Annotated in this window: 26 protein-coding genes and 1 riboswitch; of the genes, 7 read left to right on the forward strand and 19 right to left on the reverse strand. The window is 32.1% G+C overall.

Features of this window, described 5'->3' with window-relative positions; all coding sequences use genetic code 11:
- Nucleotides 1–3: 3 nt before the first annotated feature.
- Nucleotides 4–831 (reverse strand): bifunctional hydroxymethylpyrimidine kinase/phosphomethylpyrimidine kinase, encoded by an 828-nt coding sequence (thiD, locus tag AXG55_RS08710; RefSeq protein WP_148697737.1) that lies wholly within the window; start codon nucleotides 829–831, stop codon nucleotides 4–6.
- A gap of 35 nt (nucleotides 832–866) precedes the next feature.
- Nucleotides 867–975, forward strand: a riboswitch (TPP riboswitch).
- A 210-nt stretch (nucleotides 976–1,185) separates the two neighbouring features.
- Here thiD and AXG55_RS08715 point away from each other — a divergent pair.
- Genes AXG55_RS08715 through AXG55_RS08735 form a run of 5 tightly spaced genes read left to right on the forward strand, consistent with a single transcriptional unit; the run spans nucleotide 1,186 to nucleotide 4,666 of the window.
- Nucleotides 1,186–2,268, forward strand: a complete 1,083-nt coding sequence (locus AXG55_RS08715) for an FAD-dependent oxidoreductase (RefSeq protein ID WP_148697738.1) — start codon at nucleotides 1,186–1,188, stop codon at nucleotides 2,266–2,268.
- Nucleotides 2,256–2,468: a sulfur carrier protein ThiS gene (thiS, locus tag AXG55_RS08720; protein ID WP_148697739.1), complete on the forward strand. Its 213-nt coding sequence runs from the start codon at nucleotides 2,256–2,258 to the stop codon at nucleotides 2,466–2,468. The genes AXG55_RS08715 and thiS overlap by 13 nt, the downstream gene beginning before the upstream one ends.
- Nucleotides 2,469–3,239, forward strand: a complete 771-nt coding sequence (locus tag AXG55_RS08725) for a thiazole synthase (protein WP_148697740.1) — start codon at nucleotides 2,469–2,471, stop codon at nucleotides 3,237–3,239. It begins immediately after the preceding gene.
- A gap of 28 nt (nucleotides 3,240–3,267) precedes the next feature.
- A complete protein-coding gene (gene thiE / locus AXG55_RS08730; protein ID WP_233231098.1) occupies nucleotides 3,268–3,903 on the forward strand; it encodes a thiamine phosphate synthase in 636 nt (211 codons plus the stop codon).
- A 25-nt stretch (nucleotides 3,904–3,928) separates the two neighbouring features.
- Entirely contained in the window at nucleotides 3,929–4,666 is a 738-nt protein-coding gene (locus AXG55_RS08735; protein ID WP_233231099.1) for a HesA/MoeB/ThiF family protein, read from the forward strand.
- Here the strand turns inward: AXG55_RS08735 and AXG55_RS08740 are convergent.
- The 8 genes from AXG55_RS08740 to AXG55_RS08775 form a co-directional block, all read right to left on the reverse strand.
- Nucleotides 4,654–5,784, reverse strand: a complete 1,131-nt coding sequence (locus AXG55_RS08740) for an aminotransferase class V-fold PLP-dependent enzyme (RefSeq protein WP_148697742.1) — start codon at nucleotides 5,782–5,784, stop codon at nucleotides 4,654–4,656. The two genes, AXG55_RS08735 and AXG55_RS08740, sit on opposite strands and share 13 nt — an antisense overlap.
- A gap of 23 nt (nucleotides 5,785–5,807) precedes the next feature.
- The gene (locus tag AXG55_RS08745; protein ID WP_148697743.1) at nucleotides 5,808–6,572 is read right to left on the reverse strand and encodes a tryptophan 2,3-dioxygenase family protein; all 765 of its coding nucleotides are present in this window, start codon (nucleotides 6,570–6,572) and stop codon (nucleotides 5,808–5,810) included.
- Nucleotides 6,573–6,813: 241 nt separating this feature from the next.
- Nucleotides 6,814–7,746 carry a chemotaxis protein CheV gene (locus AXG55_RS08750; protein WP_148697744.1) on the reverse strand — a complete coding sequence of 311 codons (933 nt, stop codon included), beginning with the start codon at nucleotides 7,744–7,746 and terminating at the stop codon, nucleotides 6,814–6,816.
- Nucleotides 7,743–8,195, reverse strand: a complete 453-nt coding sequence (locus AXG55_RS08755) for a chemotaxis protein CheW (protein ID WP_148697745.1) — start codon at nucleotides 8,193–8,195, stop codon at nucleotides 7,743–7,745. Before AXG55_RS08755 ends, AXG55_RS08750 begins: the two co-directional genes overlap by 4 nt.
- The gene (locus tag AXG55_RS08760; RefSeq protein ID WP_148697746.1) at nucleotides 8,195–9,919 is read right to left on the reverse strand and encodes a chemotaxis protein CheA; all 1,725 of its coding nucleotides are present in this window, start codon (nucleotides 9,917–9,919) and stop codon (nucleotides 8,195–8,197) included. Before AXG55_RS08760 ends, AXG55_RS08755 begins: the two co-directional genes overlap by 1 nt.
- Before the next feature lie 30 nt (nucleotides 9,920–9,949).
- Nucleotides 9,950–10,330: a methyl-accepting chemotaxis protein gene (locus tag AXG55_RS08765; RefSeq protein WP_148697747.1), complete on the reverse strand. Its 381-nt coding sequence runs from the start codon at nucleotides 10,328–10,330 to the stop codon at nucleotides 9,950–9,952.
- 15 nt (nucleotides 10,331–10,345) lie between these two features.
- Complete coding sequence (locus tag AXG55_RS08770; RefSeq protein ID WP_148697748.1) at nucleotides 10,346–11,080, reverse strand: oxygen-binding di-iron domain-containing protein; 735 nt, start codon at nucleotides 11,078–11,080, stop codon at nucleotides 10,346–10,348.
- 7 nt (nucleotides 11,081–11,087) lie between these two features.
- Entirely contained in the window at nucleotides 11,088–11,735 is a 648-nt protein-coding gene (locus AXG55_RS08775; protein WP_148697749.1) for a hypothetical protein, read from the reverse strand.
- Between the two features lie 238 nt (nucleotides 11,736–11,973).
- Between AXG55_RS08775 and AXG55_RS08780 the strand changes: the two genes are divergently transcribed.
- Nucleotides 11,974–13,230, forward strand: coding sequence for a protoglobin domain-containing protein (locus AXG55_RS08780; RefSeq protein ID WP_148697750.1), 1,257 nt, complete (start codon nucleotides 11,974–11,976; stop codon nucleotides 13,228–13,230).
- Here the strand turns inward: AXG55_RS08780 and AXG55_RS08785 are convergent.
- From AXG55_RS08785 to AXG55_RS08795, 3 genes are all read right to left on the reverse strand, one after another.
- Nucleotides 13,223–13,681: a hypothetical protein gene (locus AXG55_RS08785; protein WP_148697751.1), complete on the reverse strand. Its 459-nt coding sequence runs from the start codon at nucleotides 13,679–13,681 to the stop codon at nucleotides 13,223–13,225. The two genes, AXG55_RS08780 and AXG55_RS08785, sit on opposite strands and share 8 nt — an antisense overlap.
- Nucleotides 13,682–13,996: 315 nt before the next feature.
- Complete coding sequence (locus tag AXG55_RS08790) at nucleotides 13,997–16,150, reverse strand: hypothetical protein (protein WP_148697752.1); 2,154 nt, start codon at nucleotides 16,148–16,150, stop codon at nucleotides 13,997–13,999.
- Complete coding sequence (locus tag AXG55_RS08795) at nucleotides 16,150–17,043, reverse strand: hypothetical protein (RefSeq protein ID WP_148697753.1); 894 nt, start codon at nucleotides 17,041–17,043, stop codon at nucleotides 16,150–16,152. The genes AXG55_RS08790 and AXG55_RS08795 overlap by 1 nt, the downstream gene beginning before the upstream one ends.
- Nucleotides 17,044–17,376: 333 nt before the next feature.
- Here AXG55_RS08795 and AXG55_RS08800 point away from each other — a divergent pair, with 333 nt between their 5' ends.
- Complete coding sequence (locus AXG55_RS08800) at nucleotides 17,377–18,909, forward strand: hypothetical protein (RefSeq protein ID WP_148697754.1); 1,533 nt, start codon at nucleotides 17,377–17,379, stop codon at nucleotides 18,907–18,909.
- A gap of 5 nt (nucleotides 18,910–18,914) precedes the next feature.
- On the opposite strand, the gene AXG55_RS08805 is transcribed toward AXG55_RS08800, so the two are convergent.
- The 7 genes from AXG55_RS08805 to AXG55_RS08835 form a co-directional block, all read right to left on the reverse strand.
- Nucleotides 18,915–20,006 (reverse strand): dipeptide epimerase, encoded by a 1,092-nt coding sequence (locus AXG55_RS08805; RefSeq protein ID WP_148697755.1) that lies wholly within the window; start codon nucleotides 20,004–20,006, stop codon nucleotides 18,915–18,917.
- The gene (locus AXG55_RS08810; RefSeq protein ID WP_148697756.1) at nucleotides 20,003–20,284 is read right to left on the reverse strand and encodes an HU family DNA-binding protein; all 282 of its coding nucleotides are present in this window, start codon (nucleotides 20,282–20,284) and stop codon (nucleotides 20,003–20,005) included. The genes AXG55_RS08805 and AXG55_RS08810 overlap by 4 nt, the downstream gene beginning before the upstream one ends.
- 120 nt (nucleotides 20,285–20,404) lie before the next feature.
- A complete protein-coding gene (locus AXG55_RS08815) occupies nucleotides 20,405–22,348 on the reverse strand; it encodes an Lnb N-terminal periplasmic domain-containing protein (RefSeq protein ID WP_233231100.1) in 1,944 nt (647 codons plus the stop codon).
- Nucleotides 22,311–22,808 (reverse strand): DUF3015 family protein, encoded by a 498-nt coding sequence (locus AXG55_RS08820; RefSeq protein ID WP_148697758.1) that lies wholly within the window; start codon nucleotides 22,806–22,808, stop codon nucleotides 22,311–22,313. Before AXG55_RS08820 ends, AXG55_RS08815 begins: the two co-directional genes overlap by 38 nt.
- A gap of 179 nt (nucleotides 22,809–22,987) precedes the next feature.
- Nucleotides 22,988–23,485, reverse strand: a complete 498-nt coding sequence (locus AXG55_RS08825) for a DUF3015 family protein (protein WP_148697759.1) — start codon at nucleotides 23,483–23,485, stop codon at nucleotides 22,988–22,990.
- A 107-nt stretch (nucleotides 23,486–23,592) separates the two neighbouring features.
- Nucleotides 23,593–24,441 carry an MnmC family methyltransferase gene (locus tag AXG55_RS08830; protein ID WP_148697760.1) on the reverse strand — a complete coding sequence of 283 codons (849 nt, stop codon included), beginning with the start codon at nucleotides 24,439–24,441 and terminating at the stop codon, nucleotides 23,593–23,595.
- A complete protein-coding gene (locus tag AXG55_RS08835; RefSeq protein ID WP_148697761.1) occupies nucleotides 24,432–24,929 on the reverse strand; it encodes a Fur family transcriptional regulator in 498 nt (165 codons plus the stop codon). Before AXG55_RS08835 ends, AXG55_RS08830 begins: the two co-directional genes overlap by 10 nt.
- Nucleotides 24,930–25,015 lie beyond the last annotated feature (86 nt).

Consider the following 25,015-nt stretch of genomic DNA (forward strand, 5'->3'; position numbering starts at 1 on the left):
AATTTAAATTTTAAAGTGACAAACCGATCCTATTCCGTGTCCTAATTTAAATTGAGACCCGAATGCAATAGCTTGAGATATATATTGCTTAGATAATTGAAAAGATTCTTCAATATCATATCCCTTTGCTAAATTTGCCGCCAAAGCTGCAGAAAAAGTACAACCCGTTCCATGGGTATTGCATGTGAGAATTTTTTTTGAGTCTAACCATTTTATTTTTTTGTAATGCCTCTCTCCATAAATCAAACAGTCGGAACATTTATGATGGTCTAACAAATGTCCTCCTTTTATAATTACAGCATCTGATCCCCAATTCCACATCTCCAAGGCAGCATTTTCCATTTCATGTAATGTTGAAATTTTTCTAGAAAGTAACAATTCTGCTTCTGGCAAATTTGGTGTTATCATTTTTGCTAGAGGAAATAAATGGTCTCTTAAACAAGTTAATGCATCATCTTTTAAAAGTTTATAATTATTTTTTGACAAAATAACCGGATCTAATACAATATTTTTGCACTCATATTTTTTTAATTTTTCACAAACAAGAAGAATAATATCAACAGAAAATAACATTCCTATTTTAATGGCATTAAAACGAATATCACTCAATACACAATCTAATTGGGAAGCTATAGATTGCACAGGAATCTCATGGATATCAAAAACTCCCAGAGTATTTTGGGCCGTGACAGCTGTGATGACAGAGGCACCGTAACATTGATGCTCATGAAATGTTTTTAAATCAGCTTGTACCCCTGCTCCCCCTCCCGAATCCGATCCTGCAATTGTTAAAACACAAGAATAATTTTTTGTTACGGCGTTCCCCGTCATGGTAGACATCCTTATTTTTTAAAGTTATAGGTTGAAGCGATCACCGGAGGTGCCCTATTTTGGGCTGAGATGACTTGTCATGAGTTAAACTCTTGGAACCTGATCTGGATTATACCAGCGTAGGAAGAGTGGTAATTATATTGAATAATAATTTAATTCCAAAACCGCATATTGTTTTTATTCATAAAACAAACTTTAAAAACAAACGCTCTGTTTCTTTTAATCACATTTGCATCACTCTTTCCAATTTTTTAATCCAAAATTTAATTTATTTTTATCAAAGGAAAATATTGTGAGTTTATAATTAATTTATAATCTTATTTTAAAATTAAATAAAAGAAAAAGGATTTATAAGTGAATATTGCTATTATGGGTGCCGGAGTCTTAGGAAGACTTCTAGCCATAGAACTTCATGAAAGAAAACATAAAGTCACAATTTTTGAAAAAAATGATGAATATTCTTCCCTTTCCTGTTCTGCTACAGCCGCCGGAATGCTCGCCCCGTGGTCTGAAGCCCAAGAATCATCAGAAATTGTTTTTGAATTAGGTGTTTCTTCATTAAAACTATGGCCACATATTTTAAAAAAAATAAATGCAGAAAATATAATAGACCGCTGGGGAACAGCACACCTAGCAACATTAGGTGAAAAACATAAATTAATTCACTTTTTAGAATGCTTAAAATCAAAAGGAATCCATCCTGAAGTTATAGAAATAAATCAGAAAAATAATAAACGATTTGTAGGTAATTTTTATTCACCATACTCTTTTGGTTATTATTTTCCTGATGAAGCGTCATTAAAACCAAGATATTTTATTGAAAAAAGTAATCAATTTTTTAAAGAAAAAAGTATAAATTTTTATTTTAATCAAAAAATAATTGAAAGCGAACAAAATAAAATCAAAACGGAAGAAAATACGTTTTATTTTGATCTCATTTGTAACACAACGGGCATGGCAGCAAAAAGTATATTTGCAGAAACAACACAATTATTAAGAGGAGTACGCGGTTCGCTTATATTAATGTACGCCCCCCTTGTTCATTTAAATTCTGTTATACGCATAAGACACTCAAGAAACCCCATTTATATTGTTCCTCGTGGCCATCATCAATATATTATTGGCGCAACAACTCACGAAACCGAATGTCTCAAACCGATTACTGCAGAAGCCTTCCTAGAACTTTTAAATGTCGCTGTTCATTTCGACAAAGGATTTTTAGAAGCACATATTATGGAACAAAGAATAAATTTACGACCCACATTGACAAGCGGATCTCCTCAATTTTTAAAAAAAGATGAAATTTATTACATAAATGGCCTCTATCGCAATGGCATCACAATTTCTCCCGCATTGGTAAATATATTCTGCAATTACATAGAAAATAAAAATACATTAATAAACAATAAAAAATTTGAGGATTTATGGATCAACTAAATATAAAAATTAATGGTATAGAAAAAACATATAATCGAAATAATTTAACACTGGAAAATATCATTAAAATAGAAGGGATGAATACTCAAGGCAGTGCTTTAGCAGTAAATTATGTTTTTATTCCAAAACAAAATCACAAAACATTTCTTCTCAAAAATAAAGATGAAATAGAAATCGTCATTCCCTTTCAAGGAGGCTAAATGTTAAATTTATATGGAAAGAAATTCAACTCGAGGTTTCTTTTAGGAACAGCAAAATATCCTTCTTTAAATATCTTAAAAGAAGCTCTCATCGCATCGCAGACAGAAATCATCACCGTTTCTTTAAGAAGGCTTTCTCCTCAAAAAAATGAAAAAAATATATTCTGGGAAGTTATCAAATCGTTAAATTTAACTATCTTACCGAATACAGCAGGTTGTTATCATGCGAAAGATGCCATTCAAACTGCCTTAATGGCTCAGGATATCTTTGAAACAAATTGGATTAAACTTGAGGTCATTGGAGAAAGCTTATTATTACAACCTCATCCCTATGAATTATTAAAAGCGGCGGAAGAACTTGCTAAAAGAAATTTTTGTATTTTTCCCTATATGACTGATGATATTATTGTCGCACAAGAACTTGTTCAATTAGGTTGCCAGGTGCTCATGCCCTGGGCTGCTCCTATTGGCTCGGGGAAAGGAATTCGCAATCCCCATTCTCTAAAAATTTTAAGAGAGCATTTCCCCTCTGTCACTTTAATTGTTGATGCGGGCATTGGTGCCCCTAGCCATGCCAGCCGCGCGATGGAATTAGGCTGTGATGCGGTTTTATTAAATACAGCCGTAGCCGACTCCCACAATCCCGTTTTCATGGCAAGAGCCTTTGCAAAAGCTATTGAAGCAGGACATGAGGCCTTTTGTAGTGGACTTATTCCCCAATATGAATTTGCGCTCTCCAGCACTCCTGTCGTAGGAATTCCTTTTCAATAAATAATTTAAAATTAGGGCATAAAAGGCGATGAATAAGTTAACAGATCTTGAAATAAAAAAAATGCGATTTTACCCGATTGTGGATAGTTTTGAATGGGTTGAAAAACTCGTATCGTGGGGGGTAAAAACAATTCAATTAAGAATCAAGTTGGAGAAAAATAAAAGTCATTTTAAAAATATTGAAAATGAAATTAAATGTTCCATTGATTATTGCAAAAAATTTAACTGTCAACTTTTTATAAATGACTATTGGGAAATTGCAATTCAGTATGATGCCTTTGGTATTCATTTAGGGTATGAAGATTCACAAAAAGCAGATATCGAAAAAATATTTAAATCAAATTTAAAATTAGGTCTAAGTACGCACGATGAAGTGGAATTAAAACACGCACTGCAATTGAATGTCTCCTACATTGCTTTGGGTCCTATTTTTCCAACACAAACAAAAATTATGCGCTTTGCCCCCCAAGGAATTTCAAAAATTCTAATTTGGAAAGAAAAAATTCCATCGTCTCTTCCTTTAGTGGCTATTGGGGGGATTTCGTTAGAACACAGCCCTTCCCTTTATGAAGCAGGAGCTGATAGCGTTGCGGTCATCAGCGATTTTAAATTTTCTGAAAATCCTCATGCGCGCATAGCTTCGTGGCTAAAAATGATAAATTAAATATAAAATTATTTAAGGTGTGACTGTGAATCTTAATAAATATTCAAGACAAATTCCATTATCTTTTGTTGGATTAACGGGACAAAAAAGAATAAATGAGACAAAAATAGCTATTATTGGCGCGGGCGCCTTGGCCCACAGCTGCTCTATATACTTAGCTGCAGGAGGCGTAGGAGAGTTTACTTTTTTTGATCAAGACATTGTGGAAGAATCAAATCTTTCAAGACAAATATTTTTTTCAGAGCAAGATATAGGTAAATCCAAAGTAAAATGTTTGATAAAATATCTTGAAAAAATACATGATAAAACAAAATTCAATTCTATTGAAAAATTCTTTTGTAAAAATGATGAATCACTGATTCCCTCTGATTATCATTTGATAATTAATGCCAGCGACAATTATTTAACTAGAAAATCCATTAATTTAGTGAGTCTTAAAAAAAATATTCCTTGGTTAGATATGGGTATTTTAAAAATGCAGGGACATTTTTGTATTTATAATCCAGGATGTGGATGCTACGAGTGTTTATTTCAAAATATTCCCGAAAGCACTAGAAACTGTTCTTTTTCAGGAATATTATCACCCGTATGTGGTGTCATTGGTTCTTATGGAGCCAACGAAGTTCTAAAATATATCCTCAATAAAAACCAAAATTTTATAAATGAGTATATTCAATTTGATTTGGATAAAAATATATTCAAAAAATTTTTTTGGAAAAAAAATAAAAATTGTATTTTATGCCAAAATATTCAATCAGTATAGGAAGCTAATAACTTTTTAAACTGCTCTATTTCTTCAGAAGTATTATAAACATGCGGCGATACTCTAATTCCATAATTTTCCTTTCTATCGACATAGACATTTTTTTTAAGCAAAAAATCTAATAAATTTTGATCATCATTTGATTTTATGACAAGAGTTCCTCCTCGTTGGTTTTTATCCATTGGGGATAAAATACTCAAACTTTTAAAATCAGATATAAAATTTATTAATGAATCTATATATTTTTGATTTATATTATAGATGAAGTCAACCCCTATTCTTTTAATTTTATGAATACTTACTGTTGCCAACATCATAGGTAACACACTAGGAGTTCCATCTAAAAATTGAGATGCTGATTTTATCATTTTAAAATCCATTATGTCTTCTGTAAATATATTTTCTAAGGAAAACCAACCACACAATCTATTCTGTAAATTTTCAATCATTTTTTCATTTATCCAAATAAAACCAGCCCCTAAACCACCGCAAACCCATTTTATACAAGAGCCCATTACAAAATCACAATTTAAATCCTGAAGATCAATGGGAATAACTCCCACAGATTGTGCGATATCAATTAAACAAAAGACATCATGATCTCTACATTTATTTGCTATTTGATGAATTGAATTTTTATAAGATGTTGCATAAGTTGAATGTGATATAATTGCAATTTGTGTATTTATATCTAATTCTTTTTCCCATTCATCAAAGGGAACCATCCCATTTTTACTTTTTATAATTTTAATTTCGTATTCATTTTGTAAAAATTTCTTTAAAATTAGAATAATTGAAGGAAACTCTAAATCGCTAATAAGAATTTTTTTTCTTTCATTTCTTCTAGGCAAAGCAGATAATATTTTAATAAAACCAGTGGAAATGTTATTTTGATAACAAAATTCATTTTCTTTTCCATTTAATAGCAATGCTAAAGCTTCATGATATTTTGAGATTGAGGGTAACCACTCATCCCAAGCAAAGCCACCTTTTTTTTTCCACAAGTTAAAATATTCATTTTTAACTAATTCTTGCTCAGCGCTAAAACACCCCACAGAATGATTTAAAAAATAAATTCCTTCCGGTTTTATGAAGTCAATTATGAGTTTATTATTCATAAATTTGATTTCCTTGCATCATTTTAATTGACTCTAGAATTTTCAGATAAGCTGTCTCTGACTATGCCATATTGACTTCCCCATTCTGAAGTCATTTTAGATCGAACATCCCACAATTCTGGAAAAAGAGATCGGGCTATTCGCGCTGTAAGATTTGTAACTACATTTCCCTTCATTGAATGGGCTTCTAAGCCAATGCTTCTTCCAATTAATTTCATATGAAAATATAAAAACTTATTATAATAATCGTCAACTTCTAAGAACGATTCTGCAATGATAAATGCATCGCAATGCTTATATTCGGTATTATAAATTTTATGAAGATTTTCTGTATTGTCGTCCAAATATTCAGCTTTGTAAGATCGCCATAAACATGGTGCAATTTTTAAAAAAGATTTAAATCCGGGAGAATCCTGCCCACTCCCATTCCCTAATTTGAGACGAATGTCTTGATATTCTCTAGGAGACATGGGGTATAATAATTCTATTGTACTTAATAAACTCGCTTGAGCTTTATGAGCCCTCTTAAAACTACTTAAAATGCGGTTTGTATTTTTCTCTAACATATATTTATTTACTTCTAATAAAGAATGATTTAACGATTTAAAAAAAAGCTCTTCCGCTTGATGGACTAATTGAAAATGCAATTCATCAATATTACAGAGATCAGAATAATTTGTTTGCAATGACAAAAGCTCTTTTGTCTTTAAATATAATTCATAATCACTTTTTCCATCACCTACCATAATATTTACAATATCATCATAAACAATTTCATTTTTTTTCATATTATTTCCTTTAATAAGTTTTAATATATATTATAATACATAAATATAAAATTAAATACACTAAATTCTGTATAAAATTTAAACCATTTTTGATAAAATGGAAATAAAAAAATTCTCAAATATTATGAAATTAATTTAATACAATTTTTACAATAAATTCAATATTTTAAAAAATTATTTATTAAACTTTTTTAATTAAATAAAAGAAAGAAAATATACCACACTTTTAAAATTACAAAATTTATTTAAAAAAGCTGAGAATCGTCTTAATCAAATTTTCTTCATTAAATTTATGGATGAACAACCCCAATCCTTCTTCTTGTAAATCTTTAGAAAACTCAGGATTTGAAATTGAAGAATGAAATAAAATAGGCGTCGTATTTACTTTTTTAATAGATTTAAATTCTTTGATCATTTGAATACCATTCATATTGGGCATTTCAATATCAGAAATCACGAAATCATAGTTTTCAGCATTTGCTAAAAGCATTTCAAGACCTTGTTTTCCATCTTTTGCTAATTCCATATGCATTTCATATTTTTCAAAAAATTGCTTGGCCAGAGCTTGATAGACTCTTGAATCTTCCACAACCAATCCCGTTTTGCCTTTTAAAACCTTAATATTATCAGAATTTGATTTAAAATCTTGAGCGACGTTTCCAATACTTATGCCAATACTGGCAATATACTTTTCAATATCAAATATGTATCTGTACTTTTCTTTTTCATTGATCATAGCACTGACAAAAAAATGCTTGTCATTTTCCCATATGTCTGGAGGAGGTAAAAGTTCTTTATTTGAAATAGTTTTTATTTTTTTAGTTATATCGACAACAATACCAATATAAATTGTCAGTACGTGACAGATAATAATTCTTTTTTTTACATACTTTATTTTATCACAGTTTTTCAACTGATAATTATTCAATTCGTTTAAATTATTTAATTGATTTATTTCAATAACAGGTACGGGAATTCCTTGAATTTTAATCATATACAAAAAGGGAGCCGAAACACCTGGCAAAAGAGAGTAATCACCCACCTCAACAACTGATGCTACTTTTTGGACATTTAATCCTAAATGTAATTCGCAATTACTATGAATAAGTGAAAAAGGTAATATTACGACATTCTTTTCATCAATTGATTTTAAAATTTGTTGCGATTCCATCATAGACTATCCTTAAAATAAATTTCAAATAGATTTTCATCCAGATAGAATGCGGGTGTTTTGTTTAAATTAATTGTTTGACCGGGTAGTAAAAATTTTTCTTTATATAAAATTTTTTGAATCTTGTTACTTTTAAGTGCGTATAATTTTCCCATGGTAAATTCTAAAATTATGACCTTATATTTTTCATTTTTTTTAAAATTATAGTCCTTTTCAAATTGAACTAAGGGAATAATTTCTCCACGCACATTAATAATACCAATATGATTTGAAATAATCTCTGGATAGGGCGTAAACTCAATAAACTCAATTATTTCATGCACATTAATAATATCAACGGCAAATGTTTTTTCACCCACATTAAACTTTACCAAAGTAAAATAATTTGTCTGATCTTCTTCATCTTTTAAAAGTTCTGATTGCTTTAATTTAATTTTCTCAAAATCTATCATTAAGCATCTCCAAATTTTAAATTTGGCATTTTTGCAATGCTTTCACAGTATTTATTTAGCGATATTACAAATGTAGGCTCACCCGTTGCTAAAATAGAGATACCAGAAACGTATTGAAATTTTGGGGCATTTGCAGGATACTCTTTAATTACGATTTCTGCATTTTCAACAAATTCACCAATTTGAATAGCAATTAATTTCCCAGATTGTCCAATAATACAAATAGAAAGTTTTTCTTTTTTATCTGTAATATATGAAACATTTTTTAGATAGGAAAATAAGCTATTTTCAATATTAAAACAAGGAATAAATTCATGACCTCGTTTATAATAATTCTCATCCCCATTTTTAACAATTTCAGATGGCGAAATTTTTTTTAATTCCAATACTTCACTATTCAAAATAGCAAACTTATGCTCATTTGATTTTGCAATAATTACAGGAACCACAGACATACCTAAGGGAAGCCTTAATATAAATTGAGTTCCTTTATGTATCTCTGTTTTAATTGATATACTTCCACCAATACTTTCTACATAGGTTTTTACAGCTTCCATGCCAATGCCACGACCAGAAACATCGCTGACTATTTCGACTGTGCTAAACCCAGGTAAAAAAATTAAATTAATCATTTCTTCTTTTGTTGTAACATTTGAAACATTTAAGCCTTTTTTAATTGCTGATTGCATAACTTTATTTTCATCTATGCCACGTCCGTCATCACTCACAATAAGTATTGCTTCGTTTGCTATAATACTTATTGAAAATTTAATAACAGCTTGAGGATTTTTTCCTAAAATTTTTCTCTCTTCAATAGATTCAATACCATGATCCATGGCATTACGGGTTAAATGAATGAGAGGCTCCGCTAAAGAGTCAATAATTTTTTTATCAATTTCTACATCCTCTCCCTCAATATTAACAATTATACTTTTATCAGTATTCACATCTAGATAGCTACGCACTGTCTTTTCCATACGACGCAGTAAACTTTTTATTGGTGTCATACGCATCGACATAACAATACTCTCAAGTTCACCAATTCCTTTACGTAACGAATTATCTAATATTTCCCAATCTTGAAAAAACACATCAGAATTTAAATTGTCGTTATATTTTTTTTCTACAAGATATCTCATTTGATTTCTAATCAAAAATATTTCGGAAATAATATCGAAATTTTTTTGAATTTTTTCAGTTGGAACTCTAATAAAATCTGAAGAAGATTTTTCAATTTTACTTTCTTTTTTATCCTTAATTTCATTTGATTTATTAGAATTATCATTTGAATTCATTATTTGAGAAGGTGATAATACGGGAGTGGACTCAGTAGAATCAGAGGAGTCATTTTTATCAAAAAATCCGAATTCAGCGTGGGATATTTCAGTTTCAATTTGTGGAGTTTCTTGAATTTCTCCATTAACTAAACTTTCTACGTGGTCAAAAAACTTATTTAAACGATCTGTGACATTACTTCCAATTAATTCTTCATGATTTTTAAATTCCAGAAGCGACGTTTCCAAATCATGTGCATATTTTTTGAGTTCATTATAACCAATTGTGCCCGCATTTCCCTTTATAGTATGAATAACTCTTAATATATCTTGAAAATATTCGACCTTATTTTGAGAAGTAAAAAAATTTTCTAACTTATCTCTGCTTCTTTCAATTAAGTCAGCACTTTCTTCTTTAAATATTTGTAATAATTCTTCATTAAATTCCATGCTCTTACCAAATTTAAAAATTTCATAAAATTATTTGTTTTTATCAACAACATCTTTAATTAATTCTTTAGATTTTAAAAAAAACTCTTTAAAATTTTCAAATCCATCTTTGAATGAATCCACTGCCGTTTCAATTTCAGAAATAGAATCTTGTGTTTTTTCAGCTAAGCGAGCCACTTCATCAGCAACCACGGCAAATCCTTTGCCCGATTGCCCTGCGCGAACAGCTTCTATAGATGCATTGAGCGATAGAAGATCTGTTTTCGTAGAGATATCCCTGACTGTAAAAATCATTTTTTCAATTTTAGCCAATGAAGATGAAAGTTCATCAACATTTTTTTCTGAGGTTACAAAATGCGAAAGAATAGATTCTAAATTATTCTCTAGGATTTTTGCATTTGCATCATTCATAATCTTATCCTTAATTTATCTTGCTTTCCCAACATCTAAATCTTCAATCCAATCTAAAAAGTTTTTTACATTTTCCCCTGTAAAAATGGAGCCATGTTGAGGACATAACATAGTTGGATTCAACCTTCTCACGCGATTGACCCAGCGATTTTTGGCTTCATTCGATGGCATCCATCTTTGATGAAACTTCTCCATATATCGAACATGTTCTTTAAAATCTTCAACCACTGTTGGATAATCGACGGGGACAAGAGCTGCACCCATGTCACCTGTAAAGAAAATACGTGATTGCGGATCAAAAAAATGAAAGTTTCCTGACGAATGACAATAATGAGCAGGAATAAATTCAAATCTTTTTTGATTAAATTCGATGGATTGACCTTCATCCTCTAAAAGAACAAAGTTTTTTACATATTCACCGCCAAAATGTGCAATAAATCCGCTCCAAAGCCATGACATATAAACTTTTGCCTGCGGTGTTAAACCTAACCATAAAGGCAAAGAAGACATTATGTCGGGATCCTGATGACTACACAAATAAATTTTAATACTTTTAATATCAATTATTTCAGACATTGACGTAAGAACTGCTGGAAAAACCTCTATTCCTCCAGGATCAAGCAATATAGCTTCATTATTGACAATAATAGCATATTCATTGGTATCAATAACACTTGATTTTTTTTGAGGATCACGGCCAAACATAACCCATTTACAGTTATTTTCATCGTATAATGTCTTTATGAGCATATTTTTCTTATTCCTTATTTACACGAATTACTTTAGCCGCGCGTAATATTTTTTTCAGCAAAGAAAACAACTTATCAATGCAGTAAATCGTTATTTCTGATGAACTGTGCAGACTTTCACTCAATGTCTTAATTGCTGAAAAGGATGAACCCTCAAGTTGAATTGCCTCAATTACTAAACAATTATGTATTCCAAATAATTTATACTGCAACTGCAATATTGATTTTAAAAATGTTTTTGAATGATAAATATGAGAAATCAACTCTTTGATAATAAGCTTTTCAGATAAATTAATATCACTAATTTTTTCATTTATTAAGTTTTTATTTTCAATTATAATATTATCATTTCCAACCATTATAAATTTAGAACTAAGCATATTATTTGATAGAATTTTCAAAGTTAAATTTAATATTAAATTAACTTCATTTCTATTTTTATCTATCAAATTTTTCATTTTTTTTGAAGAACCCGCAATTTGATTAGATATTTCTGTATAAATCCTAAGTGACTTACCCGTTTGTCCCGCAGTAACAGCTGCATTCATTGCAATTTCATTTAATTTTTCTGCTTCAACATTTAAAAAGTTTATTTCTTGCCTAAGTTCCGCAAGTATTCCATACAAATATTTCAAATTAATTTCCACTGAATTCATGTCAAATTCTTTCTAAAATTTTAAAATTCGCTTTTATATCGTTTTAAATTCTTAATAGTTGAATATCTCGTCAAAACGAGTTCTGAATAGGTAAAAATTTCCTAGAAAAATTCAAATTTTAACTTTTAATATCTGCAATTATGTGTCAATTTAAAAACTTATAATTGCTTGATTGATTTTTGTCTTTAAACTAATCTATACATTGAATTCATATTTTATTTTCTAGGAATTCTAGTTCATGAAAAACACAGTAGAATTTGAGGAATTTTCAAAAAATTATATTAATGAACATCATAATTCTAAAATCGAGGAAGCATTAAACTTCGATGAAAATAAAAAGATAATTGCACAAAGTTTAAACCTTATAATTAAAGAAAATATTGAAATAGTTGTACAAAAATTTTATAATTTTAATTTAAATAACGCTAGAGCAATGAAATATTTTGTCTCAAAATCTGAAGTTGACCGCTTAGTCGAAATTAATAAAAAATATTTTCCTTATTTATTTTCAGGACCATTTGATGATGCCTACTATCTAGAAAAAATTAAAATAGGTTATGCACATTACATGAGAAATATTCCTGGTAATATTTATTTAGCTTCTTTAGGAAATTTAAAACTTATTTTAAATAAACTTTGGTCAGAAAAAATTTCGGAAAAAGACGATATAATTGAAGCTCAATCAATTACGAGCGATATATTATTTATAGAAATTTACTTTACTCTCAACACATATTATTCTTTTGCTGAATTGAATTTTCAAAATGAAAGGAATAGGGTTAATGAAATTTTAGATCATGTTCAAGATGGATATTTTATTATTAATAAAAATCTTGAAATTGGCTCAGCTGTTTCAAAATCATGCTTTGAAATATTTTCATTAGATATTTCAGGAAAAAAAATTGATCAAGTCTGTATTGATCTTAAAATGTCAAAACATGATGTTATTATTCTTTGTATAAAACAATATTTTGAGAATATTTTTAATATTGATTCTATATTTTCAATGCTTCCCGATATTGTAGAAATTTTCAATGGGAAAACAATAAAGCTTAAGTACACATCAATTTTAGATAAAAATAAAAATCCTGAAAAAATGATTATATGCGCTATTGATATTACTGAACAAATTAAAATTCAACAAAACATAAAAGATACTTATGAAAAAAATTTAACTCTTATTCAAATTATTAAACATAAAAATGAATTTGAAAATTTTCTAAAGTTCATTTCGATTAAAAATATTTTACTTTTAGAATGCGCTGATTCTAAGGAATGTAAAATTTTACTGCATGAATATAAAAATGAATTTTCAAAATTTTTGTTAAGTAAAATAGCTTCTTTTATTAATAATTTAGAATTAGAACTCATTGAAAAAGAAAAAATTGAAAATTTTAACGCAAAGGATTTCTTTTCAATTTCATGCTGCATGATATCGGATATGTTGAAGAAGTTTTTAGAAGAAAATTATGAAGTCTTAGGAATATCTACTTAAAATACATTTTTGTATTATAATTCGTTGCGTAGCAATCTGAATTGTTAATTTGCCAAATCATTCTATTCATCGTGGCGGGTGCATACGCTTGTACTAAAAATACGCACTTTTTTTGCTCTAATGGGCTTATATCTTGAATGTCATTATTTGCTTCTTCCACACCAGAAAAACTAACTATGGTTCTAAAGTTCGCTTGATTTCTCACATACATACCTATGTATTTTATTTGCTGAGGATTTAGTTTTATTTTCTGAGTATCTTTAATAATTTTGCATTTGTCATTATAAAAATTTAAATTTTTTTCGATAAGAGTATTAATATCAATAACCCATTCATTCTCCGATTGATTATTCAATTCATACCACACATGAATATTAGCACAGGGCGGATTTGCTGCAAAAACCTTTATAGGAAACAACAAAATGGCAAACAATTTATATAAATTTTTCATATTTTTTTCCTTATTGAATTTAGACGAAAATTAAAAATAGTTATTTTGAATATAAATATAATAAAGAGTGATAGGATATCCAACAAAACAAACTATACATAACTTATTAATATTGTCAAATATTTTTCAAATTAAAATTTTAAATATTTAATTTATTAGCATACAAATAGTTAATATAAAATATATTTATCTTTAAACATTTATGATAATAATTCATCTATTTGTTACTTTGCATACTGAAGTCCGAAATTTTTTTTCAAAAATAAAAAGCCCCACAATAAAATTGCGAGGCTTTCCTTATAAAATGAGAAGAAATTAGGGTTTTGTTGTCGCTGAAGTGAGTACTTGGATTACAGAGCTGTCCATCCAAGCTGAAAACACATCACTTGGTGTCATAGCACTTGTTTGAGCCGTCTCATTCCAGCTTCCTGCTGTAAGATCTTTTTGCAAACCGTCTAGCATTAACGGACGATTAAATAAAACAGAGGAAGATCCCCCCACTAAATAACATAGACCCGTTCTTTTTGCAGGATTATTGCAATCTTCAAGAGATTTTGGAGCAACATAATAATTAATAGTTGTCATCGTCTTTTCACTCTGGTTTTTGGCAGTATTATACATCCCAAAAATTTGTTCTAATTCGGCTGGTTCCGCATTGGTAAATATTTTTTTAGGAGGAATATTCATACCATTTCCATAGAACATCGCATTATGAACCTGCTCAATATCAGAACCATCATATTTTAATTTCTGCATAGAACCGTTAATCAAATGACTTGTCCAAAGAGCCGCATCACCATGGGCAAGTATACCGCTGCCCAATTTGCTAAGAGGTCTTCCTCCAAAACATTTTTTAGCTGAAGGACTGAAATTGGAGGCAGGATTCCCTTTATTATCCTTTTCTAAACAAATTCCGCCCTTAAAGTTTTTACTTCCAATATCTATATTATAAAAAATATTGTCAGGTTGGAATGCAAAAAACTGCGAGCCAACTGCAGGGACGTTAGACATAACAAGCGGATTTACAAATGCCGTTTGCTCTTCTTGTTCTTTGTAAATGGATTCAAACACAGAATCCATAGCCAATTTTGCTATGAGCGACTGGTTGTAAGGGACTACTTCATCTTGGGTGTTGTGTAGGAAAATAATAGAACCGGGTGCCGCTTTTCTACTCGCAAGAACGCTCGCACTTGATTTTTTAATATCTGCAAAAAATGTGGCTAAATCGAGTCCCTGCATGGCGGAAGGGCTCGATTGCATTGCTGTCAACACATTAGACACATCACTCAAAGCTTTTATATATTTTTTAGCTATATCAGAATTCGCATTTTGAGCAATTTCTACGCCAATTTGTTTAGATACGCCCGCAATATACCCCATTAATTTTTGTAGGGATTCTTTTTGAACAATATCCATTTGAGAAGCTGCTTTAAACTCTTCAAATGCCTTAGCTACATTTTGCAAAGATGTCGGATAATTATATTTGGAATCTCCCACTTTAGTCGCAATAGCTTTACCTATAGGCAATAAAACTTTATTATCTTTACTTAAATTTAAAAATAAATTTTTAACTGCATCTCTGCTTTCCGCATTGCTGTTACCTAATAACGCAGTGACCGCGGCCGTGTCTTTGCCTTCCGTTAAACGATCGGCAAAATAAGCTAATAATGATTTACCATCATTGTTTGGCTCACTAATAGCTGAAAACAAGCTTCCTAATGCATGGGCTGCTGGATTCTCACCTAAATTCGTTAATTTTGTTTGAATATCTAAATTTAATTCGTTCATAGTTCTAGCTAATGAAGCAAAGGTAACAGCCCAATTTTGCATTCCAACAGAAATATAGGGAGCTAAAAAAGCAATATCTGAAGCCGCAAGCCAACCCACGAGTTCCGATAATTCTTTTTGATCTTGACCAATTGGCGCTGTCTTATAATTGGTAAAATAAGGATTCTTTTTGAGATCGGGGATCATAGGAAGAGCATTGTAAGAACTTGTTTCGTTAATATTACCTGCAACCATATATTGAAATAAAATTCTAAATTCACCGACTGTTAATGATGAAGGTGCGTAATATAGTGCGGCGGCGCTAAAAAATACAGGAGGATTTTTCATTAAATTTTCTAAATTTATCCCACTACTCAATTGCTGTTCGAGCATAATACCCGTACGCCCAATAGCTGCTAATAAAGTAGCACCTCCACGACTATCTGCGGCGGCAATAGTTTTAATTCCTGCAACAGGTTTCATTTGCGGAAGATCTGGATCATCGAAATTAAAAGCAATTGATTTTTGAAGATCAGCAATAAATGAAGTTTTATTTTCACCTTTTACTTCAATTCCACCTATTTTAGGATTCATTCCACCGCGTGCTAACTTCGTAATGGCATTGTGTAAGCCTAAAAGAGCATTGACATCATCGTCGAGCGGTGATTTTTTTACACCTTCTGCATTGACCGAGGGAGACATCACATCTCCATTGTAATTGACACACGATCTTTTGAAACTATTTTTTTCTGAGCCACCTTGAGTTGTACATCTCCATTGTAATTGACACACGATCTTTTGAAACTATTTTTTTCTGAGCCACCTTGAGTTGTAATAGAGCAAATTGGTTCTCCAGGAAAGGCGGGAGCGGCTACAATGGCTCTACGTAAATTATTTTGCATTACGGTTGCCATATTGCTAAAAGACAAACCAGCATCACCACCATGAGCATACATCATTAATGGTAATTTTTCATTCTTATTATTTTTTGGTATCGTAACAATGGCAGTGTAATTATGAGCAGAATTATCCAACTTATATGTTATAACATAAGCTGTTCCCTCTGCTTTATTCTTATTTGATATTTTACCATTTAAGGTGCCAGCTATTTGAAATTCAGAATTATGATTTATGCCGCTCAGTGTTTTAATGCCACTGAGATCATTAATTTTAGCGAAAGAAGCTCTTTCAATATAAGGAACAGCTGTTACGTTAGCATTCTCTTTGGTGAGTTCTTCACCCAATAAATCAGATAATTTTCTAATGCTGACAATTTCAGTCGCCTGAGATTTTGTTATATTTTTATTAACATAATCAACAGCAAATTTTTTATTTTCCTTATATTTGTCTCCACCCTTTGTTGGATTAAAATTTGTAGGAGCTTGTTTTAAATTTTCTGTAATTTGTCCACGATTTGATAAAACATCGGGAGCCTCTGCTACGGTATGGGTTCCTATTTGATTTGCTAAAGCATCCCATTTTGTTCCTATATCTGTGCTGTAATCCTGCATATTGGTGTTGCCTTTAAAGCCGCAACCTACCATAGCCAAAGTTGACGCAATACTTGCTACATATATTGCACGGTTTTTTTTCATATGAAACCTCATTTTAAAATGCGCATATAACTATAAATAGCGCTTTAATTGTGCACCATAATTAACTTTTTTTAAATTGTATTGCGTGGAGTTCCTCTAAATTACTCCGCGCCAACCCTCATCTCTCTCACAAAATCAAATAGTTGGCTTAGTGATTTAAGTATACCTTTCAAATATTTTTGGCAAGTCCCAAATAAATTTACTTCGAGTTGCAAAATTTATTGTTAGATGTTAAGAGTATAAACGTATTTACCCTCCTCTCTCAAAATCACAATGGTGGGCTTGTCTCATAAAAAACTTGATAACAAATAAATTGTATTTTGAGGAAGACTTATGTCATTTTACAAAAAATTCCAATCTCCACGTTCTGCATTAAAAAAATTAGGCCTTACTATTCCTTTTTTTTCAATATTAAGTTCATCTATTTATACGAGTTCTTTCGCAGATAACTTAGATTTAATAAATCCCAAATTAATTGCACAAAATAATAATGATATTGATAGCCAAGATAATACTCAACAACAATTAACCGAAAAAATTGACCCTACCGACGAAGTCGCCGGAGGTGTTGGTGAAAAGGGACATAAGGCGCCCAAATACGCAGTACTTCCCACAGGCAAAACACTGCCTAAAGGAATTTTCAAAGTAGACGTTCCCGTAGCCTACACTTTTGGAAACGAGAGCTTTGACAGCAATGGCAAAAGAATAAACATGGGCTTGGACATGAAACGCTGGATGACAGGCATTCTATTACAATATGGACTGTCCAATACGGTATCTGTAGGCGTAGGCATCCCACTTACAGCTTCATACCAACTCGGTATGAATGGCAATTTAATTGCAGCCAATTCGGAAATGTATTCACGTTATTACAACCACGTTTTAAATGATCTTGCCACGCAACTTTCTCAAAATGGAGGGGCACTGTGCGGCGGAAACGCAACTGTATCAAACTGTGCAAATTATATAAATACCGGGGGCAACCTCTCAAACTCCGCATCTATTTACACAACATTACCTACAGGTGAGCGCTTTACATTTAATTCGGCAAGCCCCCTTTCTTCACAAATTCGCAATCTCCTATTGACAGCCTCTCAACCTACGAACGGAGCCACAGGACTTGGTGACATTCAATTCGGTATTTTATGGAGCATTATTTCCGAAGAATCTCCCCTTCGTCACGTTCCCATTTATTTCTCCCTAGGAGGCGGTTTACGCGTGCCTACAGGCAAATTTAATATTGTAAGTGCCATGCGTGCCACAGGTGGTGACGGTACTTTAATTACAGGTGGTGGGACTTACGATGCCATTTTGCGCTGGAATCTCGATTACGTTGCTGTACCAGGCGTGATATTAAGCTGGCAGCATATGGCTGAATATTCCTTTACAAAAGCCAAGTTAGGCAGAACCAGTATGAGTGATAACACCTCATTTAATACAGCCGATCCTAACGTTGACAATGGCTCAAATGGTCATGGAGATGGACAAGGTAACGACCTTTTATTCTGGAGAAAAGGCTTACACCATATTGGATTTATCCAAGCGGCTTGGGGTCTAGGAAATGTTTCCAATGACCTTAAATGGTGGGGATTATACACACAAGCAAAATATAATATTGCCGCTAAATCCTATTTAAATGGACAGCCTATTTATACATTTGGCGATCAGTTTTATTTAGGTGACTCCAGCATGCACCCTGATCACGGTTATGAACAATATTATTCCGCCGTCGTCGGAACAAAAGTAAGCGGGTTACCTTATCGTATTCCTGGAGAATTTAGTGCTGAATTTGAATATCCTGTCTATGGATTTAACCGAATGGTAGCACCTATGAATACTAAAGGAACATTTACAGTTTATTTTTAAATAAGTTAACGGATTAATTCGAAATCAAGAATTTCTTTTATTCCTAACCCAGGCGAATCAGGTAACGTAAGAGTATTCCCATCAAGATAAGCGCCTCCCACAACGGGATTTTCTGCTAAAAGTGCGGGCGGATCTAAATCACACCGCACAATTGATTTTTGCGATGCCGCAAAATGCGCGGCCGCTGTTACGGCAATTTGACTTTCCAACATACATCCCACAAGACATTCAATATCTGACGCTTCTGCCACATGAAGTATTTTTATCGCATTATAAATACCGCCTGCTTTAGCAAGTTTGATATTTATTAAGTCGGCCGCTCTATATTTTGCAATTTGAAAGGCATCGTACGCTGAAAAAACGGATTCATCGGCGAGGATATCAGTATGAACATTTTCAGTAACGTAACAAAGATCGGATAGTTTTTTTGCTTTCACAGGCTGCTCGACAAATTCAATATTCAGTCCCAAATCTTCAAACTTTTGTATCATACGCACAGCATATTTCGCAGACCAAGCCTGATTGGCATCGACGCTTATTTTAACTTTATTTCCTACCGCCATACGAACCGCTTTAACCCTGTCTAAATCTTGCGCAGGATTAATACCCAGTTTCAACTTTAAATCGGAAAATCCTTCTTCAAGTGCAACAAGAGAATCGGCGACCATGACCTCTGGGGAGTTCACACTTATAGTGAGACACGTAAAAATCAAATTGCGGTATCCACCAAGCAATTTATAAAGTGGTAAATTTAAAGACTGCGCATAAAGGTCATATATTGCCATATCTACCGCCGCTAAAGCAGAGGTATTATGAACAAGACCTGAGTGCAGTGAAGTCATTATTTTTTCAATATTAGAAATGTCACAACCGATAATTTTTGGTTTTAAATTTTTAAATAAACAAGAGACAATAGAATCGCAGGAATCACCTGTGATAGCGACGGTAGGAGCAGCACTGCCAAAACCAATGAAACCCGATTGGGTTATCAGTTTTATAACGATGTCTTCAGCAAAATAAACCGTACGCAAAGCTGTTTTAAAGGGCTTTTTAAGCGGTATTTTTATTTTGCCGATTTTGACATCAACAACTTTCAACCTAAGCCATCCACACGTTGCCGTAACTCAAGCCCTGTTTTCCAGAAAGGAAGTTTCTTTTCTGGTACCTCTATCCTTTCACCTGTTTTCGGATTACGCCCATCGTAAGATTTGTATTTACGAACAGTAAAAGCGCCAAAACCGCGGATTTCAACACGGCCATCCTCAGTAAGTGCCTCAGAAATTGTATCAAAAAACATGTTGATAAGTTCTTCTGCCTGAGGTGCAGTAACATCTGCCTTAGAAGAAAGGATTTCGATTAGTTCACTTTTTACCATAAAAGGGACTCCAGTCAAAACGTGCAATAGGAATGGGATCTGTTAAGATCCCGCTTACAGTATATGGAATAATCATTCTCATAGAAATGAAAATTTTTCAAAGTTTTGGCACCCAAAAAATTAAAAAAAATGCCAAAAAATACCGGCACCCACTCGCCAGTCACTATTTGCTACGTTATAATTATAATATATTTTAGATTCTACGTTATTAAAAGCGAGTATTGACAAGGATGTCTCTAACATAAAATGTCTGCGCCATTTTGAATATTGAACCGAATAACGATTCATCCAATCTTGGCTTGAAAAAATAACCAATCTATTTGAAGGGCGTAAAGCAATACCCGAAAAAGTACCAACCGAGACTTCAAAGGCATTTTCATTTTGGTAAGCAAAATCGATTTGAGGCAGGGCAAAAATCTGAATATTGTCATATTGGATAGCAAAACCAGTTCCGCCTTTTGCAAAATACCTTTGACACGCGGCCTGATAACCTGTTTTGCTACAATCTTCATCCTGTTCTATAGCGACATTTAAATTCCAAGCAAGAGGGAATAAAGGAGGAGAAAGAGCTGGTATAGATATAATATCAACAGCGTCTAATTTATCAATATACAATTGATTTGAAGGGAACTCATAACGTAACAAAGTTGACAAAAGTTTAATTTGAGACTCTTTGGAATAACCCAACGAAGGGTCCTCTAAACTATGCAGTACAGGGCGCATTTCAAGATTTAAGGCGGTTCCTGCATATTTAGAATGCGAAAGAGATAACCCTAACCGCGCACCAGGAACCCCTTTATCAGGTCTTGCATTTTCAGGCGGAGAAATTTGTAAAGGTGTAGACACAACACCAAGAGATGCACGCGCGCGTAACAATTGCTTCCGAAATAGGGGATACGTTTTAGATTCTTCAGTTCCTGCAAGATTTTCTTTATAATCTATATATTCAGAAATAGCATCTAATATTTTTGCTGCATTTTCGACCGATGTCTGCGCTTTTAAAGCGGCAAAGCCTAATGACTCATCAATAATTTTTGCAAATAATTTTTGCTCCATTTCATTGAGCAAAGAAAATCGATATTGAAAACGATTTGCGGAGGAAGGACGAAATGACACATTTTTTATGATACCAGGATAGCTATAAACAGCTTTTACTGTATCAGCGGGATTCACCCAGAACCAAAATTGACTTGAAAAATTAAATTTGTCATTTGCCGTATCAAGCAGGGCAAGCAAAATAAAGGAACAATTTTCATCAAAATAAAAGTAGTCAATGCGATTGTTACCAACTTCCCAAAGACTTAAGATCATATTCTCTGTTTGCTCTTGGGTTAGATTTAATTCATATTCCCATAAATCGCGACTTTCTGAGTTATTGTATTCTTGCACCTTAACAGAGTAAGGTAACAAACTAAATTTCCCCTCAAAAAAACCCGTCAAACCTTTAATTGTGTATAACAATGGATTTTCTGTATCAGGATTGGCTGCAAAATTAACCCCTGAATCAGTTAGAGGATCCTCTGAATTTGTAATTCGTAAAAAAGTATGACCAAACATGCTAGAAGGACTATTCATATAAAAAGAAGAAAATATAAGAACCACGCCTTTGGGGTTAATAACTTTAAGCCAATCATTTAAATTTTGGCAATGCGCTTCAGGGAGTGTTTTCATATTCTCGTCTAAATAATATTTTAACCATTTGAGCCTTCGAGGAAACTTACACTGAGCAGACAGATCTGCTTTGCTTTCATCAAAAAAGGCTTTAATTGTTTCTTCTAATTCGGCTTGTGGATTAAACTTTCCTTCATTTGATAAGTAAAATTCTTTTCCATCCACGATCCCACGAGGCGTTGTAAAATACTTTTTTTGATAAAAAAGTATTTTACGCCACTCTGATCTCTTTGCTAATTCTAAACTGCGTGATTTTTGGATAAAATATTCAATGTCAAATTGATTTGAGCTCTTTTCTTGAGCAAATATACTTAAAGGGAAAAGTAATAAAATGACAACAAGTACATTCTTACTATTAAGAACTAACTTTACAAGATTGAGAAAGACCCTCATTTTTTTGCAACTCATTATGAATATTCGTAACAACAACAGCAGGATCGTTTGAGTTAAAAATGGCATTATAATTCGCTTGAACATGAGCTCCAAAATTATGATACGTAGACCCATTACAACCCATAACAGAAGCAAGACCTTTTACGGTTTCCCCATTTCCTTGTGCTGCTTCTCTTTCTAATGAAGATAAATTAGCAGCTACAAAATCTTTTTGTTTTTGACGTTGCGAAAAAAGACCTGGCGCACAGTTTGAAGTACCTGATGTGATTCCAAAAGTTTGTGTTCCCGAAGAACCATTCGAAGTAGCTGCAAATACTTGCTTCCACCAAACTTCTTCAGAGAAAATAATTGAACCTAAACCACATCCTGCAGAACCTACAGCAAATGACGATTGAGAAAACCACATGCTAAGAGCTGCCGTTCCTAAAAGAACATTCTTTTTAGATAGAATTTTTTTCATTGAAAATACTCCTTTTCAATCCATTAGAAAAATCGAAGTTTCTCTTCGACTGAAAAATAATACATTGTTAATCGGAGCATTCAATACCTTGTATGATTTTTTTATTTTAAATATATTATCTAAAAAATGTGAAATGAATCGCAATTAAATATTTTTTAGGAGGGCTTATTTTAAAGGAACTAAATATTTATAAGTTTACAAGATTGTGAAAGAGGAGTGTCTTTCTGTAATGCCGATTTTAAATTTAATAGTATTTGATTTGCATCATTAGAATTAAAAATTTCTGAATATTTCTTCTGTGTATAAATACCAAAAACTTGATTTTGAGAATCATCACAACCCAAAACAGAAGCCAAACCGTTCAATGTTTTTCCACTTCCCTGCGCTGCTTCCCTTTCAATGGAAGTTAAGTTTGCCACAACATAATCTTGCTGTTTTTGCGCATCACCAAATAATCCGGGAGCGCAATTAGATGTTCCCGTCGTGATTCCAAGTGTTTGAGATCCAGTCGAATCATTTGTTGTTACGGCTAGAATTTGTTTATACCACTCATTTCCTTTAAAAACTATAGAACCCAAACCACATCCCGCCGATCCCACAGCATGCGCACGAAAGGCAAGAAGAGCAAATGCAGCCACTATTGTCATAAAAAGTATATTTTTCATAATATTTGACATTTTAAGCCTTTCTAAATTTTAAAAAATATAAATATTTTAAGTACACACATATAATTGTATGGAAGGATTATAAAAATAAAATTTTAAATGTCAAAAAAATATCAATCTTAAATAGGAAACCACTGCGGATGGGAGTTTAAAGCTTCAAGAATAGTTTGCTGTGAAACTTCCGACTCAACAGAACAAAATTTCGCTCCCGAACGATAAAAAGTAGTTTGCCAAGAAAGAGGAAGAGGTTCTTCCAATAAATTTAAGGATGACGCGGCAATTGTTGATTTTGCTTTTTTTCCGCTTAAAGGGCCAAATCCCACAAAAAATCCTGCTGCGAGCATGGCGGCACGAACACAGGTTGCAGAAGAGTAAGTAATTAATTTTGACTTAGGATTCATATGGTTTTTTAAATTTAAAAAGACTTCATATGTCCAAAGATGGGGATGACTGGCAGGAGAAAAAAAATCGTAGCAAACAATATCTGCAAATGGAAATTTGCCCTCGAAAATCTTTATAGTTTTAACAAAATCACCTTCTATAAATATCCATTCGAATTCTCTGCCATCATCTAAAAAATGCGAAATATGATTTTGTTCAATACATTTCTTTAAAAGTATTTCAAATTCAAAAGCATAAGGAAACAGTTGAATATTTTTTAATAAAGCGATGAGTCCCTGTTTTTCTAAATCAAAACTCACTATTGTTAATTTAGGAATTTTTTTGTTTTTTAAAAAGGCATTATACATTGCTATGATTTGCGCGCCACATCCCATTCCCAAATCATAAATCACAATGTTTTGTGCAAAATTTTCAATGGATGAAGATTTCACATACAAATTATAAGCTTCTTCATAAGGCCCTACCTGACCGTGTAATATTTCATTGGTTTCAATATGTTTGAAGGTGGGAATTCCTGACGCAGTTTCTGCAAGAACATATTGATTACCCTGTTTATTTACTGACATGAGTGACACATCCCATCAATTTGAATTCTATTTTTAGCCGGTAAAAAATAAATCTTATTTTTAATATACTCATATATTTTTAAAATATCATTCCCATCAATATCAATTTCTGTAACTTTTCCACAGTGAATACAATTTAAAATAATATGATTCGAATTCTTTTCACAACTTGTTGTACAAGGCAGATAATCTCCAGAAGGAAAAACCTGATGAATTAAATTTAACTGTATAAAAGTTTCTAATATGCGGTATACTGAAACTTGATCTATTTTATCATCATTGTTTTGTAAAACATATTCATAAATATTTTTTGGTGACAGAGGAACAGTTGCTTGCGCAAGACATTCTATGACAGCAAGACGTGGCCGCGTTATTCTACAATGAGCCGCTTTTAGAGCATCAAATGCAGCATCTTTAAATAATTTACCATTGCAATATCCTGAATGGTGAACATGTGCCATCTGATGATGATTTTTATTACATTCCATTTCACAGCCTCCTTGAAAATAGAATTCTATATACTCTATTGCAAAAAATTTGCAATTATGCAAGACTCTGCTGGATGTGCTAAGTT

The organism is Silvanigrella aquatica (genome assembly GCF_001907975.1).
GTDB lineage: Bacteria > Bdellovibrionota_B > Oligoflexia > Silvanigrellales > Silvanigrellaceae > Silvanigrella > Silvanigrella aquatica.

Coding starts and splice junctions, on each gene's coding strand:
- thiE (WP_233231098.1), top strand. CDS start 3,268: ATGAATAAGTTAACAGATCTTGAAATAAAAAAAATGCGATTTTACCCG.
- AXG55_RS08810 (WP_148697756.1), bottom strand. CDS start 20,284: ATGGTAAAAAGTGAACTAATCGAAATCCTTTCTTCTAAGGCAGATGTT.
- AXG55_RS08825 (WP_148697759.1), bottom strand. CDS start 23,485: ATGTCAAATATTATGAAAAATATACTTTTTATGACAATAGTGGCTGCA.
- AXG55_RS08795 (WP_148697753.1), bottom strand. CDS start 17,043: ATGAAAAAAAACCGTGCAATATATGTAGCAAGTATTGCGTCAACTTTG.
- AXG55_RS08755 (WP_148697745.1), bottom strand. CDS start 8,195: ATGATAGATTTTGAGAAAATTAAATTAAAGCAATCAGAACTTTTAAAA.
- AXG55_RS08770 (WP_148697748.1), bottom strand. CDS start 11,080: ATGCTCATAAAGACATTATACGATGAAAATAACTGTAAATGGGTTATG.
- thiS (WP_148697739.1), top strand. CDS start 2,256: ATGGATCAACTAAATATAAAAATTAATGGTATAGAAAAAACATATAAT.
- AXG55_RS08760 (WP_148697746.1), bottom strand. CDS start 9,919: ATGGAATTTAATGAAGAATTATTACAAATATTTAAAGAAGAAAGTGCT.
- AXG55_RS08785 (WP_148697751.1), bottom strand. CDS start 13,681: ATGAAAAATTTATATAAATTGTTTGCCATTTTGTTGTTTCCTATAAAG.
- AXG55_RS08800 (WP_148697754.1), top strand. CDS start 17,377: ATGTCATTTTACAAAAAATTCCAATCTCCACGTTCTGCATTAAAAAAA.
- AXG55_RS08830 (WP_148697760.1), bottom strand. CDS start 24,441: ATGTCAGTAAATAAACAGGGTAATCAATATGTTCTTGCAGAAACTGCG.
- AXG55_RS08750 (WP_148697744.1), bottom strand. CDS start 7,746: ATGATGGAATCGCAACAAATTTTAAAATCAATTGATGAAAAGAATGTC.
- AXG55_RS08780 (WP_148697750.1), top strand. CDS start 11,974: ATGAAAAACACAGTAGAATTTGAGGAATTTTCAAAAAATTATATTAAT.
- AXG55_RS08745 (WP_148697743.1), bottom strand. CDS start 6,572: ATGAAAAAAAATGAAATTGTTTATGATGATATTGTAAATATTATGGTA.
- AXG55_RS08725 (WP_148697740.1), top strand. CDS start 2,469: ATGTTAAATTTATATGGAAAGAAATTCAACTCGAGGTTTCTTTTAGGA.
- AXG55_RS08765 (WP_148697747.1), bottom strand. CDS start 10,330: ATGAATGATGCAAATGCAAAAATCCTAGAGAATAATTTAGAATCTATT.
- AXG55_RS08740 (WP_148697742.1), bottom strand. CDS start 5,784: ATGAATAATAAACTCATAATTGACTTCATAAAACCGGAAGGAATTTAT.
- thiD (WP_148697737.1), bottom strand. CDS start 831: ATGACGGGGAACGCCGTAACAAAAAATTATTCTTGTGTTTTAACAATT.
- AXG55_RS08835 (WP_148697761.1), bottom strand. CDS start 24,929: ATGGAATGTAATAAAAATCATCATCAGATGGCACATGTTCACCATTCA.
- AXG55_RS08815 (WP_233231100.1), bottom strand. CDS start 22,348: ATGAGGGTCTTTCTCAATCTTGTAAAGTTAGTTCTTAATAGTAAGAAT.
- AXG55_RS08790 (WP_148697752.1), bottom strand. CDS start 16,150: ATGTCTCCCTCGGTCAATGCAGAAGGTGTAAAAAAATCACCGCTCGAC.
- AXG55_RS08820 (WP_148697758.1), bottom strand. CDS start 22,808: ATGAAAAAAATTCTATCTAAAAAGAATGTTCTTTTAGGAACGGCAGCT.
- AXG55_RS08775 (WP_148697749.1), bottom strand. CDS start 11,735: ATGAATTCAGTGGAAATTAATTTGAAATATTTGTATGGAATACTTGCG.